The 17,258-nt window shown below is 64.3% G+C and carries 18 protein-coding genes; 10 read left to right on the forward strand and 8 right to left on the reverse strand.

What is annotated here, in order from left to right:
• The first annotated feature begins 3 nt into the window (after nt 1-3).
• From pstB to D6Z43_RS20580, 4 genes are all read left to right on the forward strand, one after another.
• Nucleotides 4-837, forward strand: a complete 834-nt coding sequence (gene pstB, locus D6Z43_RS20565) for a phosphate ABC transporter ATP-binding protein PstB (protein ID WP_120653910.1) — start codon at nt 4-6, stop codon at nt 835-837.
• 131 nt (nt 838-968) lie between these two features.
• Nucleotides 969-1,721 carry a phosphate signaling complex protein PhoU gene (gene phoU / locus D6Z43_RS20570; protein WP_120653911.1) on the forward strand — a complete coding sequence of 251 codons (753 nt, stop codon included), beginning with the start codon at nt 969-971 and terminating at the stop codon, nt 1,719-1,721.
• Nucleotides 1,722-1,950: 229 nt separating this feature from the next.
• Nucleotides 1,951-2,862: a response regulator gene (locus tag D6Z43_RS20575; RefSeq protein ID WP_120653912.1), complete on the forward strand. Its 912-nt coding sequence runs from the start codon at nt 1,951-1,953 to the stop codon at nt 2,860-2,862.
• Between the two features lie 104 nt (nt 2,863-2,966).
• Nucleotides 2,967-3,863 (forward strand): peptidoglycan DD-metalloendopeptidase family protein, encoded by an 897-nt coding sequence (locus D6Z43_RS20580; RefSeq protein WP_120653913.1) that lies wholly within the window; start codon nt 2,967-2,969, stop codon nt 3,861-3,863.
• A gap of 125 nt (nt 3,864-3,988) precedes the next feature.
• On the opposite strand, the gene D6Z43_RS20585 is transcribed toward D6Z43_RS20580, so the two are convergent.
• The 3 genes from D6Z43_RS20585 to phoB all read right to left on the reverse strand — a co-directional run bounded on the left by D6Z43_RS20585 (nt 3,989) and on the right by phoB (nt 7,429).
• Nucleotides 3,989-5,329: a hemolysin family protein gene (locus tag D6Z43_RS20585; RefSeq protein WP_120653914.1), complete on the reverse strand. Its 1,341-nt coding sequence runs from the start codon at nt 5,327-5,329 to the stop codon at nt 3,989-3,991.
• A 77-nt stretch (nt 5,330-5,406) separates the two neighbouring features.
• A complete protein-coding gene (phoR, locus tag D6Z43_RS20590) occupies nt 5,407-6,711 on the reverse strand; it encodes a phosphate regulon sensor histidine kinase PhoR (protein WP_120653915.1) in 1,305 nt (434 codons plus the stop codon).
• Between the two features lie 28 nt (nt 6,712-6,739).
• Nucleotides 6,740-7,429: a phosphate regulon transcriptional regulator PhoB gene (phoB, locus tag D6Z43_RS20595; RefSeq protein WP_120653916.1), complete on the reverse strand. Its 690-nt coding sequence runs from the start codon at nt 7,427-7,429 to the stop codon at nt 6,740-6,742.
• 327 nt (nt 7,430-7,756) lie between these two features.
• Between phoB and D6Z43_RS20600 the strand changes: the two genes are divergently transcribed.
• Nucleotides 7,757-8,143, forward strand: coding sequence for a hypothetical protein (locus tag D6Z43_RS20600; protein ID WP_120653917.1), 387 nt, complete (start codon nt 7,757-7,759; stop codon nt 8,141-8,143).
• Nucleotides 8,144-8,265: 122 nt separating this feature from the next.
• Here D6Z43_RS20600 and ubiA read toward each other — a convergent pair whose 3' ends face one another.
• Nucleotides 8,266-9,156 carry a 4-hydroxybenzoate octaprenyltransferase gene (gene ubiA / locus D6Z43_RS20605; RefSeq protein WP_120653918.1) on the reverse strand — a complete coding sequence of 297 codons (891 nt, stop codon included), beginning with the start codon at nt 9,154-9,156 and terminating at the stop codon, nt 8,266-8,268.
• 26 nt (nt 9,157-9,182) lie between these two features.
• Nucleotides 9,183-9,737, reverse strand: a complete 555-nt coding sequence (locus D6Z43_RS20610) for a chorismate lyase (RefSeq protein WP_120653919.1) — start codon at nt 9,735-9,737, stop codon at nt 9,183-9,185.
• A gap of 166 nt (nt 9,738-9,903) precedes the next feature.
• Between D6Z43_RS20610 and D6Z43_RS20615 the strand changes: the two genes are divergently transcribed.
• The 5 genes from D6Z43_RS20615 (at nt 9,904) to D6Z43_RS20635 (ending at nt 12,606) form a co-directional block, all read left to right on the forward strand.
• Entirely contained in the window at nt 9,904-10,071 is a 168-nt protein-coding gene (locus D6Z43_RS20615; protein WP_077524852.1) for a rubredoxin, read from the forward strand.
• 153 nt (nt 10,072-10,224) lie between these two features.
• On the forward strand, nt 10,225-10,392 hold the full coding sequence (locus D6Z43_RS20620; RefSeq protein ID WP_077524853.1) for a rubredoxin: 168 nt from the start codon (nt 10,225-10,227) through the stop codon (nt 10,390-10,392).
• Nucleotides 10,393-10,466: 74 nt separating this feature from the next.
• Nucleotides 10,467-11,615, forward strand: a complete 1,149-nt coding sequence (locus D6Z43_RS20625) for an NAD(P)/FAD-dependent oxidoreductase (RefSeq protein ID WP_120653920.1) — start codon at nt 10,467-10,469, stop codon at nt 11,613-11,615.
• 188 nt (nt 11,616-11,803) lie between these two features.
• Nucleotides 11,804-12,076: an HU family DNA-binding protein gene (locus D6Z43_RS20630; RefSeq protein ID WP_016495401.1), complete on the forward strand. Its 273-nt coding sequence runs from the start codon at nt 11,804-11,806 to the stop codon at nt 12,074-12,076.
• A gap of 137 nt (nt 12,077-12,213) precedes the next feature.
• Entirely contained in the window at nt 12,214-12,606 is a 393-nt protein-coding gene (locus tag D6Z43_RS20635; RefSeq protein WP_120653921.1) for a helicase, read from the forward strand.
• Nucleotides 12,607-12,717: 111 nt separating this feature from the next.
• Here the strand turns inward: D6Z43_RS20635 and D6Z43_RS20640 are convergent, their stop codons facing one another.
• From D6Z43_RS20640 to D6Z43_RS20650, 3 genes are all read right to left on the reverse strand, one after another.
• Entirely contained in the window at nt 12,718-14,124 is a 1,407-nt protein-coding gene (locus D6Z43_RS20640) for an HDOD domain-containing protein (protein WP_120653922.1), read from the reverse strand.
• Between the two features lie 91 nt (nt 14,125-14,215).
• The gene (recG, locus tag D6Z43_RS20645; RefSeq protein ID WP_120653923.1) at nt 14,216-16,291 is read right to left on the reverse strand and encodes an ATP-dependent DNA helicase RecG; all 2,076 of its coding nucleotides are present in this window, start codon (nt 16,289-16,291) and stop codon (nt 14,216-14,218) included.
• Nucleotides 16,288-17,226, reverse strand: coding sequence for a hydrogen peroxide-inducible genes activator (locus tag D6Z43_RS20650; protein ID WP_028626911.1), 939 nt, complete (start codon nt 17,224-17,226; stop codon nt 16,288-16,290). Before D6Z43_RS20650 ends, recG begins: the two co-directional genes overlap by 4 nt.
• Nucleotides 17,227-17,258: the final 32 nt, after the last annotated feature.

Genomic DNA, 17,258 nt, shown 5'->3' on the forward strand with positions numbered 1-17,258 from the left:
CACATGCAACACGAAACCCACAGCCACGGCGTCAACATTTCCGCCCTTGGCCGCGACAAGCAGAACCTGCGCCTGGACAAGGAAACCGTTGCCCTCGAAGTGCCCGGCCTCTCCCTGTTCTATGGCGAGAAGCAGGCGCTGCACGACGTCAGCATGAATATCCCGAAGCAGCGCGTGACCGCCTTCATCGGACCAAGCGGCTGCGGCAAGTCGACCCTGCTGCGTTGCTTCAACCGCATGAACGACCTGGTGGATGGCTGCCGCGTCGAGGGTGAGATCCGTCTTGACGGCACCAACATCTACCGCAAGGGCGAGGATGTTGCCGAACTGCGCCGCCGCGTGGGCATGGTGTTCCAGAAGCCGAACCCCTTCCCCAAGAGCATCTACGAGAACGTGGTTTACGGCCTGCGCATCCAGGGCATCAACAAGAAGCGCGTGCTGGACGAAGCCGTGGAGTGGGCGCTGAAGGGCGCGGCCCTGTGGGACGAGGTGAAGGACCGCCTGCACGAATCCGCGCTCGGTCTGTCCGGTGGCCAGCAGCAGCGTCTGGTGATCGCCCGCACCATCGCCGTGGAGCCCGAGGTACTGTTGCTCGACGAACCCTGCTCGGCGCTGGACCCGATCTCCACCCTGAAGGTGGAAGAGCTGATCTACGAGCTCAAGAACAAGTACACCATTGTCATCGTGACCCACAACATGCAGCAGGCGGCGCGGGTTTCCGACTACACCGCGTTCATGTACATGGGCAAGCTGATCGAGTTCGGCGATACCGACACCCTGTTCACCAACCCGGACAAGAAGCAGACCGAAGACTACATCACCGGCCGTTACGGTTAACCCCGGATCGTCCCCTCTCCCGCTGGGAGAGGGTTAGGGTGAGGGCGGCCTCGAGCCATGTCGGACTTCCCTCACCCCCGGCCCCTCTCCCAGGGGAGAGGGGGGACAGACGCCTTCCCTAGGACATCAAAATGATCGACAAAGACAGCCTTACCCATCACATCTCCCAGCAGTTCAACGCCGAACTGGAGGAAGTGCGCAGCCACCTCCTGGCGATGGGCGGCCTGGTCGAGAAGCAAGTCAACGACGCGGTTACCGCACTGATCGACGCCGATTCCGGCCTTGCCCAGCAAGTCCGCGAGATCGATGACCAGATCAACCAGATGGAACGCAACATCGACGAAGAGTGCGTGCGCATCCTCGCCCGTCGCCAGCCGGCGGCCTCCGACCTGCGCCTGATCATCAGCATCTCCAAGTCGGTGATCGACCTCGAGCGTATCGGCGACGAAGCCTCGAAGATCGCCCGTCGCGCTATTCAGCTCTGTGAAGAAGGTGTGGCTCCGCGCGGCTACGTCGAGGTGCGCCACATCGGCGACCAGGTGCGCAAGATGGTCCAGGAAGCCCTGGACGCCTTCGCTCGCTTCGACGCCGACCTGGCCCTGTCGGTGGCCCAGTACGACAAGAACATCGACCGCGAATACAAGACCGCCCTGCGTGAGCTGGTCACCTACATGATGGAAGACCCGCGCGCCATCAGCCGCGTGCTCAACGTCATCTGGGTCCTGCGTTCCCTGGAGCGTATCGGCGACCACGCACGCAACATTTCCGAATTGGTGATCTACCTGGTGCGCGGCACCGACGTTCGTCACCTGGGCCTGGCGCGCATGGCCGAGGAAGTGAAGGGCAATGGCGCTGGTGTTGGCGAGGGTTCTCCCAAGAGCTGATCCTGCCGCCTGTACCAGGAACGCCCGGCTTCGTGCCGGGCGTTCTGCTTCTGGGGTGTAGGGTGCGCTGTGCGCACCAAAGTTTCCGCTGCGCATAGCGCACCCTACTCAGAGCCGCGGCCCGCCCGCACCAGGGTGGATGTGACCAGTTGGTCGTGCTGCAAAAACAGGCTTGGCAATTGGCTATCAGCCAAGGCTATTCTTAGCTCCGTTTTCCAAGGAGTAGTCGATGGGCAAGGTCAATGTGCTGGTGGTGGACGATGCTTCCTTTATTCGCGATCTGGTGAAGAAGGGACTGCGCGACAACTTTCCTGGCATCCAGATCGAGGAAGCGATCAATGGGCGCAAGGCCCAGCAGATGCTCGCCCGCACCACGATCGACCTGATCCTCTGCGACTGGGAAATGCCCGAGATGTCGGGCCTTGAGTTGCTTACCTGGTGCCGTGAGCAGGACCATATGAAGACCACGCCCTTCATCATGGTTACCAGCCGTGGCGACAAGGAAAACGTCATCCAGGCCATCCAGGCCGGCGTTACCGATTACATCGGCAAACCTTTCTCCAACGATCAGTTGGTCACCAAGGTGAAGAAGGCCCTGAGCCGCAGCGGCAAGCTCGAGGCGCTGATGTCCAGCGCGCCGGTCAAGCTGCCCAATGCAGGTGGATTCGCCAACGACTCCCTGGCCGCCCTCACCGGTGGCAAGGCCGAGGTGGTCCGCCCGGCTGCTGCGCCGACAGCGGCAGCACCCGTGGCCAAGCCTGCCGCACCGGCTCCATCGGCCAAGACCGCGGCCCAGGCGCCTGGCGGACGCGGACAGGCCCAGCTGCGCCTGCCAGGTGGCATGCAGGCATGTGTGATCAAGGCCTTGAGCCTGAAGGACGCGCAGCTCGTCGTTCGTGCCGGCGACCCGCTGCCGCAGGTGCTGGAGAGCGCTGTGCTCGACCTGGAGCAGGGTGAAGGTGGCGAAGTGGCGCGGCTCAACGGCTACCTGCATTCGGTCGCGGCGCTGGAACCCAAGCCCGACAGCGAATGGCTGCTGCTGACCTTCCGCTTCGTCGATCGTGATCCGCAGAAGCTCGATTACCTGTCCCGACTGATCGCTCGCGGCACTGCCCAGAAGCATTTCGTCCCCGGCGCCTGACCGTCCAGCCAACCCCGTCACAGCCCGACGGGCAACGTCTCGCCCGGCGAGATTCGCGCTGCTAGTCTTCGGCAACACGGAGCACAAAAGAACAACGGGCCGACATGCTGGGGCGATTCCTATCTCTAGTGCTGCTGCTTGGCGCGAGCCTGCCGGCGGCGGCAGTGACCATATACAAGTACACCGACGCCAACGGTGTGGTGACCTATACCGACAAGGCCGTGTCCGGTGCCCAGGTGTTCGTCTTCCGCGACCGCATGGTGGAGCGCCTGGACCTGTCGGTGAAGCTGGAAACCAAGAAGCACGACGCAGGCGAAACCCTGGTGCTGCGCAACGAGCTGTTCGCACCGGTGGAAGTGGAGCTGCGCATCGACCAGGCGCACAACGTCTCCGGTGCCCCGGACCAGCCGATCCGCTGGGTGCTGGCGCCGCGCAGCAGCATGCGCATGGCCACCCTGGCCCCGGCCGACCCGAGCCGGCCCATGCGCTACAAACCCAAGCTGCGCTACGCCATGGGCGACCCGCGCCTGCAGCCGGTGGTGTATCGCTATCCGCTGCCCTGGCAGGGCGGCCCCTTCCGCTTGACCCAAGGCGCCAACGGCCGCTACAGCCACTTCACGCCCAAGGGGCGCTATGCCCTGGATATCGCCATGCCCGAAGGCACGCCCATCGTCGCGGCGCGGCCGGGTGTGGTGGTAAAGATCGAGAACGACCAGAGCGGTCGGGGCAACAACCCGTCCGGCAACTTCGTGCGCATCCTGCATGACGACGGCACCATGGGCGTCTACCTGCACCTGATGCGTGGCTCGGTGCAGGTGCGCGAGGGCCAGCAGGTGTCCATCGGCGAGCGCATTGCCCGCTCCGGCAACACCGGCAACAGCACCGGTCCGCACCTGCACTTCGTCATCCAGCGCAACCTGGGCCTGGCGCTGGAATCCATTCCGTTCGATTTCGCCCAGCCGGTGGATACGCTGCCGAACTTCGCGGTGGGCGGGGAGTAGCGTCTTTACTCCCCTCTCCCTCCGGGAGAGGGTGTAGGAGCGAGCTTGCTCGCGAACAGCCCGGGCGGGATCTTTTCGCGAGCAAGCTCGCTCCTACCGCTCTGCCCAACCTACGCATGCGGTGCTCAGTCGAGCTTGAGCACCTTGGCGAGGATGATCTTCGGGCCCTTCATCTTCTTCACGATGATGCGCAGGCCGTCCGTTTCCAGCACTTCTTCCTCTTCCGGCACGCGGTTCAGACTCTCGTAGATCAGGCCGGCCAGGGTGTCGGCTTCCACGTGGTCGAGGTCAATGCCGAGCAGTCGTTCCACCTTGAACAGCGGGGTGTCACCGCGCACCAGCAGCTTGCCCGGCTGGTAGGCCAGCACGCCGCGTTCGGTCTTGCGGTGTTCGTCCTGGATATCGCCCACCAGCACTTCCAGCACGTCTTCCATGGTCAGGAAGCCCACCACCTTGCCGTCGGCCTCCTCGACCAGGGCGAAATGCGCACCGCCCTGGCGGAACTGTTCCAGCAGGCGCGACAGCGGCATGTGCTTGGTGACGCGCTCCAGCGGGTGGGTGAGTTCGGCGAGGTCGAAGCTTTCCGGCAGGCTGTCCAGCGCGGACAGCGCCAGCAGCAGGTCCTTGATGTGCAGCACGCCGACGAACTCGCCTTTCTGATCGTCGTGCACCGGATAGCGGCTGTACTTGTGGCGGCGGATCACGCTGAGAATGTCCGCCAGGGGAGCGTCGTGCTCCAGGAAAATCAGGTCTTCGCGGGAGTTCGCCCAATCCACCACTTCCAGTTCACCCAGCTCCACGGCTGATGCCAGCACGCGCATGTCCTGGTCGCTGGGGTCGCGGGCGCGACTGGAGTGAAGGATCAGTTTCAGTTCGTCGCGGCTGTAGTGGTGTTCGTGGTGCGGGCCGGGCTCGCCCTGGCCGGCGATGCGCAGGATGGCGTTGGCGCTGGCATTGAGCAGCCAGATGGCCGGGTACATCAGCCAGTAGAAGACGTACAGCGGAACGGCGGTCCACAGCGACAGCAGCTCCGGCTTGCGGATGGCCCAGGACTTGGGCGCGAGCTCGCCGACTACGATGTGCAGGTAGGAAATGATGAAGAAGGCGGTGAAGAAGGCGATGCCATGGATCAGTTTCGGCGAATCGATGCCGACGTACTCCAGCACCGGTTGCAGCAGGTGGGCGAAGGCCGGCTCACCGACCCAGCCAAGGCCCAGCGAGGCCAGGGTGATGCCCAGCTGGCAGGCCGACAGGTAGGCGTCCAACTGGTTGTGTACGGTGCGCAGGATGCGGCCACGCCAGCCGTGCTTGTCGGCGATGGCTTCGACGCGGGTGGAGCGCAGCTTGACCATGGCGAACTCGGCGGCAACGAAGAAGCCGTTGAGCAGCACGAGGAAGAGGGCGAAGAGAATCAGGCCGAAATCGGCGAAATAACTGAGAAAGCTGGTACTAGGGGAAGGGTCCATGGAGGGCTTTTGCTGACGAATGACCGGCTAAGGGTGAATGCTGGACCCCGAGTTTGCAAGTCGGGGAGCCGGGGCATTCAGTTCCGCCGGACCACCTGGGCGCTGGGGAAATGGCAGGTGAAGGTACTGCCGTGATTGAGTACCGAACTGATGTCGAGGCGACCACGATGGCGAATCAGCACGTGCTTGACGATGGCCAGCCCCAGGCCGGTGCCCCCGGTGCTGCTGTTGCGGCTGGAGTCGACGCGGTAGAAACGCTCGGTCAGGCGTGGCAGGTGCTTGGTCTCGATGCCGATGCCGCTGTCCTGCACGGAAAGGTGCGCACCGGATTCGTCGCCCCACCAGCGGACACGGATCTCGCCTTCGTCAGGTGTGTACTTCACCGCGTTGAACACCAGGTTGGAGAAGGCGCTGCGCAGTTCCGCCTCGCTGCCGCGGAGCTTGTAGTTGTGGTCGGCTTCCAGGCTGATGCGGTGGTGGCGGTTGCCGGACAGGGCGACGGCGTCGGCCTTGATCTGCAGCAGCATCAGGTCCACCGCCACCGGCTGGTTGTCCGATGGGTAGTCGGTGGCTTCCAGCTTGGCCAGCAGCAGCAGGTCGTTGAGCAGGTTCTGCATGCGTTGGCCCTGCTGGCTCATCTGCTGCAGCGCGCGGGTCCAGCGTGGATTCACGTCTTCGACGTTGTCCAGCAGGGTTTCCAGGTAGCCGGCGATCACCGTCAGCGGTGTGCGCAGCTCGTGGGAGACGTTGGCAACGAAGTCCTTGCGCATCTGTTCGAGCTGGTAGAGGCGGGTGACGTCGCGCACCAGCATCAGGTGCTCGCTGTTGCCGTACTTGGTGATGTGGAACTGCAGGCGCAGGCGGTCGTTGACCGGCGAGGGCAGGTCCAGGGGTTCGTTGTACTTGCCCTGTTCGAAGTATTCCTTGAAGCGCGGGTGGCGGATCAGGTTGGTCGCCGGCTGGCCGCTGTCCTGGGGTGTCTTCAGACCCAGCAGGGTCTCCGCGGCGCGGTTCCACCAGTCGAGGTTGCCATCGCTGTCGAGCATCACCACCGCGTCTTTCAGTGCGGCGGTGGACTCCTGCACGCGGTCGATCACCGCTTGCAGGCGACCCCGTACGCGCTGGTCGCGGCGCTGGAGGTGGTAGATGCTGTCGAACACCTCGCCCCAGAGACCGTAGCCGTCCGGCGGCGGCTCATCGGGCCGATGCTCCTTGAGCCACTTGTACAGGCGCAGGAGTTGCGCCAGGGTCCAGCCGAGGTAGGCGCCGAGGCCAACCACCAGTGCCCAGGCATAGTGGCCGGTGACCAGGCCCACCAGCAGGCAGGCACCGATCAGCAGGAGCAGGCGGCGGATGACTACGCCGCGCCAGTCTTGATTCACCTATCGCGTCCTTGTGGAGGGGGCGGGGTCAGCTTTTCGTGGAGAAACGATAGCCGGTGCCGCGAACGGTCTGAACCAGATTTTCGTATACCTCGCCGAGGGCCTTGCGCAGGCGCCGGATGTGCACGTCGACAGTGCGCTCCTCGACGTAGACGTTACCGCCCCATACCTGATCCAGCAGCTGGCCACGAGTGTAGGCGCGCTCCTGGTGGGTCATGAAGAACTGCAGCAGTCGGTATTCGGTGGGGCCCATCTCGGCAGGCTTGCCGTCGATGGTCACACGGTGGCTGATCGGGTCCAGCAGAAGGCCGCCGATGGCGATCGGTGCCTCGCTGTCGCTGGGGCCTGCGCGGCGCAGCACGGCCTTGAGGCGCGCCACCAGCTCACGCGGGGAGAAGGGCTTGGTGATGTAGTCGTCAGCGCCTACTTCCAGACCCTGGATCTTGTTGTCCTCTTCACCCTTGGCCGTGAGCATGATGATCGGGATGTCGCAGGTGAGGTCATCGCGCTTCAGGCGGCGGGCCAGCTCGATGCCGGAAGTGCCGGGAAGCATCCAGTCGAGGAGGATCAGATCGGGTTTGCGGTCGACGATGACGGCGTGCGCCTGCTGGGTGTTTTCGGCTTCCAGGCAGTCGTAGCCGGCCATCTCCAGGGCGACGGCAATCATCTCGCGGATCGGCGCTTCGTCGTCGACTATCAGGATGTTCTTGCCAACCATGTTCAAGCCTCAAGAAAGGTCGCGTGTTTGACTGATTGCGCCGCATTAGATAACGGAATTATTGCAGGGATGTGACACGTGAATGTTAGGTCCTTGAACGAGCGGCGCGAACCCGGCAGCTCCTCCATTTGACATGGAACTCGGCCGAACGGGCCTCGTCTATTCTCAATGAGGCCGCCGCCAACCTGGGGCGGCCTGGAGCCTGGCACAGGACCCCATCGCCCTGATGGGGGTTCGTGGCTCCTTCTGTCCTGTGCTGCTGTGACCTCAAGCCGTGATCCAGCTGCCGCCAGGCTGTCGCTGTTCATTCCGAGGAGAGGCTAGAAAATGAGAAGAATTTCCCCCCGATTCGTCCCGCTGTTTGCCGGCGTATTGCTGAGCTGGCCCTTGTTGGGCCTGGCGGCCGAGCCTGCGATGGAGAAGGACGGCATGCTGGTGGATGCCAAGGGCATGACGCTTTACACCTACGACAAGGACTCCGACGGCAAGTCCGCCTGCAACGGTCAATGCGCGCAGAACTGGCCGCCACTGATGGCCGATGCCAGCGCCAAGGCAGAGGGTGAGTGGAGCGTCGTCAAGCGCGACGATGGCTCCATGCAGTGGGCGTATGACGGAAAGCCGTTGTACACCTTCGTCATGGACAAGAAGGCCGGTGATGTCACAGGCGACGGCAAGATGGGGGTTTGGCACGTCGCCAAGCCCGAAGCCTACTAGCCGGCTGGAAAGCTACCTGCGCTGTCGATACTGCGTAGAAAAAGGCCGAGGATCGCGTCCTCGGCCTTTTTGTGTTTGGGCTGCCTCGCCCACACTTGTCGTCTGGCTCGCGCGATGACGCCTCAGCGCAGCGCGTAGTCGGCGACGATGCCGGCAAAGATGGCCAGGCCTGCCCAGTGGTTGTGCAGGAAGGCCTTGAAGCAGGCCTGCGGGTCCTTGGTGCGGGTGCTGTAGAACTCCCAGGCGAAGCACGCGGCCGCAGCCGCCAGGCCCAGGTAGAAGCAAACCCCCAGCTCGAAGCGATTCCCCGCCAGCACCAGGCAGAACAACGCCAGGCCCTGCAGTGTGGCGATGATCAGGCGATCGGCGTCGCCGAAGAGGATCGCGGTGGATTTGACCCCGATTTTCAGGTCGTCCTCGCGGTCGGTCATCGCGTAGTAGGTGTCGTAGGCCACGGTCCACAGCAGGTTGGCGATGTACAGCAGCCAGGCCGCCGCCGGCAGCTCACCGGTTTCTGCCGTGAACGCCATGGGCATGCCCCAGGAGAAGGCCGCGCCCAGCACTACCTGCGGGTAGTAGGTGTAGCGCTTCATGAAGGGGTAGCAGGCGGCCAATGCAAGGCCGCCAAAGGACAGCCAGATGGTGGCGGCGTTGGTGAACAGCACCAGTACGAAGCTGATGGCCACCAGGATGAAGAAGAACACCAGCGCCTCGCGCGGGCTGACCCGGCCACTGGCCAGGGGGCGCGCCCGGGTGCGGGTGACGTGACCGTCGAAATTGCGGTCGGCGTAGTCGTTGATCACGCAGCCAGCGGCGCGCATCAGGTTCACGCCGAGGACGAAGATCAGCAGATTGGCCAGGCTGGGGCTGCCTTCACCTGCAATCCACAGGGCCCAGAGGGTGGGCCAGAGCAGCAGGTAAATGCCAATGGGCTTGTCCAGCCGGGTCAGCTGGATGAAATCCATGGCGCGCGGGTGCAGGCGGTTCAGCGATTGCAGCAGGGTCAGGTACATCAGCGCTCTCCCTTCGAAGCGCCGGATTATACGGCCTCGATGTCAGCCTGGCGCCACAGTGCGGGGAGGAAGATCTCCGCTACCAGTACCCCCAACTCACCCCGCGAGAAACACGAGCGACGGCCCCACAGGCGTTCGGCGCGCACGTCAGTCGGCAGCAGGGCGGCCGGATAGCGGGTGACTTCAATGGCGCCCCGGTCAAAGGCGCGGTCGCTGAACAACAGCTCGCCAAGGGAGCGGCTGCCGAGCTGGTGCAGATCCAGCCCGGAACCTTCCAGGGCGGCGCGGGCGGCGACGCTGCGGGCGAACACCCAGATCTCGCCGTGACCGCGCAGGTACACCTCGCGTACCCAGCCCTGGCTGCCGGCGGGAATTCCAAGGGCCGTGCACTCGTCGGCCCGCAGGGTCTGCCAGCCTTCTTCCAGCGGTGTGACGCTGAAGGCGTTATCCGAAAGGACGGTCAGCCGCCGGGTCAGCGAGCCCTGGTCGAACAGCCAGTCACGGACGCCGGCTGCCGGAGCGGGATGGAGCTGGGTGGCGGTGAGCCAGCGAGGCGGATGGACGAGGGCTGCGTGGGGCACGGGCGGGGCTTGGGCGATGGAAGACGGCGCAGATTAGCACGGCCAGTGCCCGTCGGCTGCCTCTTGCCCGAGGGTGGGATAAACCAGTAAAAAGCGCCCCTGACGTGACCGGAAACGCCCGCCAGAGGCTACGGTTCGAGAACGCATGATCGTGGAGAGCAAAGTGATGAAGAAGTGGCAATGCGTGGTGTGTGGCCTGGTCTACGACGAGTCCCAGGGCTGGCCGGATGACGGCATCGCCGCTGGCACCCGTTGGGAAGATGTGCCGCAAGACTGGATCTGCCCCGATTGCGGCGTGGGCAAGCTGGATTTCGAGATGATCGAAATCAACTGATCCCGTTCCCGCCTCGACCAAGCCGGCCCATGCCGGCTTTTTCGTGTCCACAGGATCAGCCTATCCTCTGTCTGGACTGGTCCGGTGGCGCTTGGCGGTCGCCGGTCGATTGGAGTAGGTTCAGTAAGGCTTTCCGCGCCGGCGGAGGTGGTCATGCGCAAGTGGCAATGCGTTGTCTGCGGTTTCATTTACGACGAAGCCGAGGGGCTGCCCGAAGAAGGCATCGCACCCGGCACGCGCTGGGAAGATATTCCGCCGGACTGGGTCTGCCCCGATTGCGGCGTCGGCAAGATCGATTTCGAGATGATCGAAATCGCCTGATCCGTCCGCCATCCAACCCCCATTCAAGCGACGGCCCGTGGGCCGTCGTGTCGTTTCGCGAGCAGGAGTGAGCAATGAGTGCACCCGTGGTGATAGTCGGCACCGGCCTGGCCGGTTACAACCTGGCCAAGGAGTTTCGCAAGCTGGACAGCGAAACCCCGTTGCTCCTGATCAGCGCTGACGATGGCCGCTCCTATTCCAAGCCCATGCTTTCCACCGGCTTCGGCAAGAACAAGGATGCCGATGGCCTGGCCATGGCCGAGGCCGGCGCCATGGCTGAGCAGCTCAAGGCGGAAATTCGCACGCACACACGTATCACCGGAATCGACCCTGGTCACCAGCGCCTGTGGATAGGCGAGGAAGCGGTGCCCTATCGCGACCTCGTGCTCGCTTGGGGCGCGGACACTATCCGCGTGCCGGTGGAAGGCGATGCCCAGGATGCGATCTTCCCGATCAACGACCTGGAAGATTACGCGCGCTTCCGCACCGCTGCGGCTGGCAAGCGCCGGGTGCTGATCCTCGGTGCCGGCCTGATCGGTTGTGAGTTCGCCAACGATCTCAGCCTGGGTGGCCTGGAAGTCGCGCTGGTCGCGCCTTGTGAACAGGTGATGCCGGGCCTTCTGCATCCGGCCGCCGCGGCTGCGGTCCAGGCCGGGCTGGAAGGTCTCGGGGCGCGTTTCCACCTGGGCCCGGTGCTGGCTCGCCTGGACCGTGGCGAGAACGGCCTGGATGCCTTGCTCTCCGATGGCACCCGCATTGCCTGTGACCTGGTGGTATCTGCCGTAGGCTTGCGTCCGCGCACCGAGTTGGCCGCGGCAGCTGGTCTTGCGGTGAACCGCGGTGTCGCGGTTGATCGTCAGTTGCGTACGTCCCACGCGAATATCTACGCCTTGGGTGATTGCGCCGAAGTCGATGGCCTCAACCTGCTCTATGTGATGCCGCTGATGGCCTGTGCCCGTGCGCTGGCGCAGACCCTGGCGGGCAATGCCACCGCGGTTGCGTACGGCGCAATGCCGGTGACGGTGAAGACCCCGGTGTGCCCGCTGGTGGTGTCGCCGCCGCCCCGTGGCACGGATGGCAGCTGGACGGTCGAAGGCTCCGGGGCGGACATCAAGGCGCTTTGCCGTGATGCTGCTGGTAGCCTGCTCGGATATGCCCTCACGGGGGCTGCGGTGCAGGAGAAACTGGCCCTGAACCGGGAGCTGCCGCCGCTTCTGGCATAAATGTCAGCCCTTCTGTCGGATTAATCGTTCTGTTCTTTCGGAATTCCCGCGGAGGACACTGGCGGAGTGCCAATCGGCGTGCCATCCTCCCCGTGGTCTGCCGCAGCGCAGAGCCGTTGCGGCGCCTTGGGCGCTGTTCTGGACGAACAGCACGGACACAAAAACAACAAACCGTCAATGAGGCATCTATGCGTAAACCGGAACTCGCCGCCGCCATCGCCGAAAAGGCCGATCTCACCAAGGATCAGGCCAATCGCGTACTCAATGCGGTGCTCGAAGAAATCACCAACGCGCTGAACCGCAAGGACAGCGTAACGCTGGTGGGCTTCGGCACCTTCCTGCAACGTCATCGTGGTGCCCGCACCGGCAAGAACCCGCAGACGGGTCAGCCGGTCAAGATCAAGGCCAGCAATACTGTCGCCTTCAAACCGGGCAAATCGCTGAAAGAAGCGGTGAACTAAGCTTCTTCTGCCCGGAACCGGGGAGGTTCCGGGCAGTTCACTCAAGCCCCTCGCAATACCCTCCTTTGGCTGGCTGTAGTCCTGCCGGCAAACCGCTACAATGCGCCGCTTTCTCAATCCTTCGAGGCCGTGCGCGCATGAAATTCCGCTTTCTTCTCTGGATGCTGGGCCGTTTGATGGCCAAGGCCAGCCGTGATAACGCCGAGTTCCAGCAGCAGCTGGCGGGCAAGGACCTGGTGTTCCAACTGCATACTCTGGACGGCAAGATCGCCCGTCATTTCATCGTTCGCGAGCAGCGCGTAATCAGCAAGCGCGGCGTCGCCAGCGCACCCGCGTTCGCCATTGGCTTCAAGGACGGTGCCTACGGCTTTGCCACGATGAGTGCGAAGAACAAGCAGTTGGCTTTCATGCAGGGCATCCAGAACAAGGACATCCAGATCCAGGGCAATCCAGCATTGGTGATTTGGTTCCAGGGGTTGACCAAGCACCTGGTGCCGAAGAAGAAGGCCGTCGAGAAAAAAGCCGCCTGACATTGTTTTCCCTGTAGCGAATTCATTCGCGATTGAAATCACTCCCACAGCGTGCGGAAAGGACATGAAAAAAGGGGCGCCATTGGCGCCCCTTTTTTCATGTCCGCAGGATCAGTGCGGCGCGTTGAACTGGGAAGCCAGTTCGCGTAGAGCGGCTTCCGCCTGCAGCACCTTGTTGACTGCGTCATCCGCCTTCTCGCGGGTGATACCCAGCGCTTCGAACAGGTCGTTCGGGATCTCTACTTCCGGGCCGGAGCCGATGCCGCGGTTGCGCAGCAGGCTGACCGCCAGGCACACCAGGTTGGGGTAGGCGGCATTGTCGTTCTGATAGTCAGGGTCGTGCTGGAAGCGCAGGGCGGTGTAGAGCTCTTCCGGCATGTCCCAGAAACGCATCAGCCAGCTGCCGATCTGCTCGCGGGTGATACCCAGCAGGTGCTGCTCGATGTAGCTGTGGGAGAGGTGCGGGTTGACTTCAAGGTGACGGCAGATCAGCGAGAAGTGCGGCGGGAAGACGTGGGCCAGTACCAGGTAGCCGAAGTTGTGCAGCAGCCCGGCAAGGTAGGTCAGGCCGGTCTCGGGGCGCTGCGCGCGAGGCATGGCGCGGGTCAGGCCCTCGATCACCGCGGCGGTATAGATCGCCTGTTGCCAGTACGGGGTCGCGTGCTGCGGCTGGTCCTTGGGCAGGCTCAGGGACTTGCCGAGGGCGAGGCCGAGGGCCAGGTTGATCACCAGGTCGAAGCCCAGCACGCGCACGATGGCGTCTTCCACCGAGCGGATCTTGCCAGGGGCAGCGTAGTAGGGCGAGGCGGCCCAGCTCACCACCTGCGCGGCCAGGGCCGGGTCGGTTTCCACCACGCCGGTGATGTCTTCCACCGTGGCATTGGGATCGACTCGCAACTTGATGATCTTCTGCGCGGATTCCGCCAGCGGCGGGATCTCGATGGTTTCTTCCAGGCGCTGCTGGATACGGCGTGCAGTGAAGGCCTGCACGGCCTGGGTGATCTCGGCGCGGTCGTCGGCCGGACGATCAAGGTTCGGGCGGATGCTCGCCAGGGGCTCGCCGAAGCGCGCGGCGCTGGCTTTGCTCAGCAGGCCACGATAGTCCTCGCTGGCCAGCTCAAGCAGTACCCCGGGCTGCCCGGATTCCACCAGCAGGCGCGGTTCCTGCAACAGGCGCTCGTCGTACAGGCAGGGCGAGCTGGTCAGTGGCGGCAGCCCGGGCAGTGCGCCCAACTGGTGCTTGCCGAGCATGCGCTCGAGGCGCTCGGGCTTGACTGCCACCAGCTTGCGGCCGGTGAGTTCGGCGAGACGATTGAGGTCGAGCAGCTGGCTGCGCGGGAACAGCACCAGGAGAGCGCCTACGGCGTCTTCCAGCAACACCGACTGGACCCGCTGCGCAGCGGGCAGACCCGGATGCTCCAGTCGAACCTGGAACGCAAGCCCGAGTTTCTCGAGCAGCTGCACTATCACTTCGGGCGGTTGTGGCGAGGAATCCGGGGCGAGGGCGACTTCAGTCATGGCAGCATCCAGCTTTGATTTTTCTGCCCCGGAGTATAACGAGCAGGTTAGAAGAGGTCGGGGCGAGGCGACGATTGAGCTGTGAACTGCATCACACTTGGCCGTACTGTTGGCCGTGACGCAACCAGCGCTCCAATAGTGGACTGACATGCTGAGGCCAATGGGCCAGCAGGGCCTGGGCCGCGTCGCGTACGGCGGGCAACAGATCGGCATCACGCATGAGGTCGGCCACCTTGAACTGCAGCAGGCCGGTCTGGCGGGTGCCGAGCATTTCGCCGGGGCCGCGCAACTCCAGGTCCTTCTCTGCAATGACGAAGCCGTCGCAGGTCTCACGCATGATCGCCAGGCGTTCACGGCCGAGCTGTGACAGTGGCGCGTGATAGAGCAGCACGCAGTGGCTGGCGGCACTGCCCCGACCAACGCGGCCGCGCAGCTGGTGCAATTGGGCAAGGCCAAGCCGCTCGGGGTTCTCGATGATCATCAGGCTGGCGTTGGGCACATCCACGCCCACCTCGATCACGGTGGTGGCCACCAGCAGTTGCAGGGCGCCGGCCTTGAATTCGGCCATCACCGCGGCCTTCTCAGCGGGCTTCATGCGTCCGTGGATCAGGCCTACGCGAAGTTCGCCAAGGGCCGAGGAAAGCTCTTCGAAAGTCGTCTCCGCTGCCTGGCAGGTCAGCTCTTCGGATTCTTCGATCAGGGTGCAGACCCAATAGGCCTGGCGCCCTTCGTGGCACGCCGCACGGACCCGCTCGATCACTTCGATACGGCGACTATCGGCCACCAGCACGGTGTTCACCGGGGTACGGCCGGGAGGCAGTTCGTCGAGGATGGAGGTGTCCAGGTCGGCGTAGGCGCTCATCGCCAGCGTTCGCGGGATCGGCGTGGCGGTCATGATCAGCTGGTGCGGGCAGAGGCGCCCGTCCACGCCTTTCTGGCGCAGGGCCAGGCGCTGCTGGACGCCGAAGCGGTGCTGCTCGTCGATGATCACCAGGGCCAGGCGCTTGAACTTCACCTCATCCTGGAACAGTGCGTGGGTGCCGACCACCATCGGTGTACCGCCAGCGATTTGCTCGAGCGCGGCGGCGCGGGCCTTGCCCTTGAGCTTGCCGGCCAGCCAGGCGACTTCGATGCCGAGCGGTTGCAGCCACTTGGTGAAGTTGACGTAGTGCTGTTCGGCGAGGATTTCCGTGGGCGCCATCAGTGCCACCTGATAGCCGGCCTCCAGGGCCTGTAATGCGGCCAGGGCGGCGACCACCGTCTTGCCGGCGCCGACGTCGCCCTGCACGAGGCGCAGCATGGGTTCTTGCTGGGCCAGGTCGTAGGCGATCTCGGCGCCAACGCGCTGCTGGGCGCCGGTGGGCTGGAAGCCGAGGTTGGAAAGGTATTGCGCGGGCAGTTTGCGCGCCGGCGGCAAGGGCGGCGCGTGCTGGGCACGCAGGCTCTCGCGAAGGCGTTGCAGGGACAGCTGATGGGTCAGCAGTTCCTCGAAGGCCAGGCGTTGCTGCGCCCAGTGCTGGCCCTCGGCGAGTTCTTCCAGGTCGGCGTCCGGCGGCGGCCGGTGCAGGTAACGGATGGCCTCGTCCAGCGAGCCCAGGTGGTAATCGCGCGCCAGTTCCTTGGGCAGCCAGTCCGGCAGGCTGTGCGGGCCGAGGCGGGCCAGGGCGAGCTGGCTGAGGCTGCGCAGGCGCTGTTGGGTCAGGCCTTCGGTAGTCGGGTAGATCGGAGTCAGGCTCTGCTCCACCGGCGGCGCCTCGTCGCCGCTAAGGGCGCGGTACTCCGGGTGGTAGATCTCCAGTCCTGTGGCGCCGGGGCGGACTTCGCCATAGCAGCGCAACTGGGTGCCGCGCTTGAGACCTTCCTTCTGCGCCTGGCTGAAGTGGAAGAAGCGCAAGGAGAGGGTGCCGCTGCCATCTTGCAGGCGTACCAGCAGGCTGCGGCGGCGGCCCATGACGACGTCCGCACCGCCGACAATGCCTTCCACTACCGCATCCTGGCCCGGGCGCAGCTCGCCAATCGGGGTGATGCGGGTTCGGTCCTGGTAGCGGGTGGGCAGGTGGAAAAGGATGTCCTGCAGGTTTTCCAGGCCGACCTTGGCGAGTTTTTCCGCCAGGGCGGCACCTACGCCCTTGAGCGCGGTGACCGGGACTTGCGCCAGCTCGGTCATGCCGGCTGCGGTTCGCCCTGGGTTTTCGGGTGAGCCACGGAGCAAAGGCGGATCGAGTCCGCCAGCACTTCGATGGCGCGCGGGCGCGGGAAGCTGGCACGCCAGGCGATGGCCACCGTGCGGAAGGGCACGGGCGGTGTCAGCGGGCGGATCTCGATGACGCCGGGGGCATAGTGATGGCTGTCCACCGCCGAGAACGGCAGGATCGATACGCCGAGGCCGGAAGCAACCATGTGACGGATGGTCTCCAGGGAGCTGGATTCCACCGTGGTGTGCTTGGCGCTGTCTTCACCGCCCTTGCGCAGGCTCGGGCAGGCTTCCAGCACCTGGTCGCGGAAGCAATGGCCTTCGCCCAGCAGCAACAGGCTCTTGTCGTTGAGCATCTCGCTGTCGATGGATTCGCGCTCGGTCCAGGGGTGCCCGAACGGCAGTAGCACGTAGAAGGGTTCATCGTAGAGCGGCTTGGTCAGCACATCGGCTTCGGCGAACGGCAGGGCGATGATGATCGCGTCGAGCTCACCAGTGCGCAGCTTGTCACGCAGGATGTGGGTGAAGTTCTCTTCGATGTACAGCGGCATCTGCGGGGCGACCCGGTGCAGCTGCGGAATCAGATGCGGGAAGAGGTAGGGGCCAACGGTGTAGATGGCGCCAACCTTGAGCGGCGCGGCGAGCTGGTTCTTGCCGGCCTGGGCCATCTCGCGGATGCCCTGCGCCTGCTCCAGCACCTTCTGTGCCTGGGTAACGATGCCCTCGCCGACCGGGGTCAGGCGCACTGCGCTCTTGCTGCGCTCGAAGATGAGCACGCCGAGCTCGTCCTCCAGTTTCTTCACCCCGACCGACAGGGTCGGCTGGCTCACATGGCAGCGCTCGGCGGCACGGCCGAAGTGCTGTTCCTGGGCGAGGGTGACGATGTAGCGCAGTTCGGTGAGGGTCATAGCATTTATCCATTGAGGTCCGGCAAGCATAG

The sequence above is a fragment of the Pseudomonas sp. DY-1 genome, from assembly GCF_003626975.1.
In the GTDB taxonomy this organism is placed as follows: Bacteria; Pseudomonadota; Gammaproteobacteria; order Pseudomonadales; family Pseudomonadaceae; genus Metapseudomonas.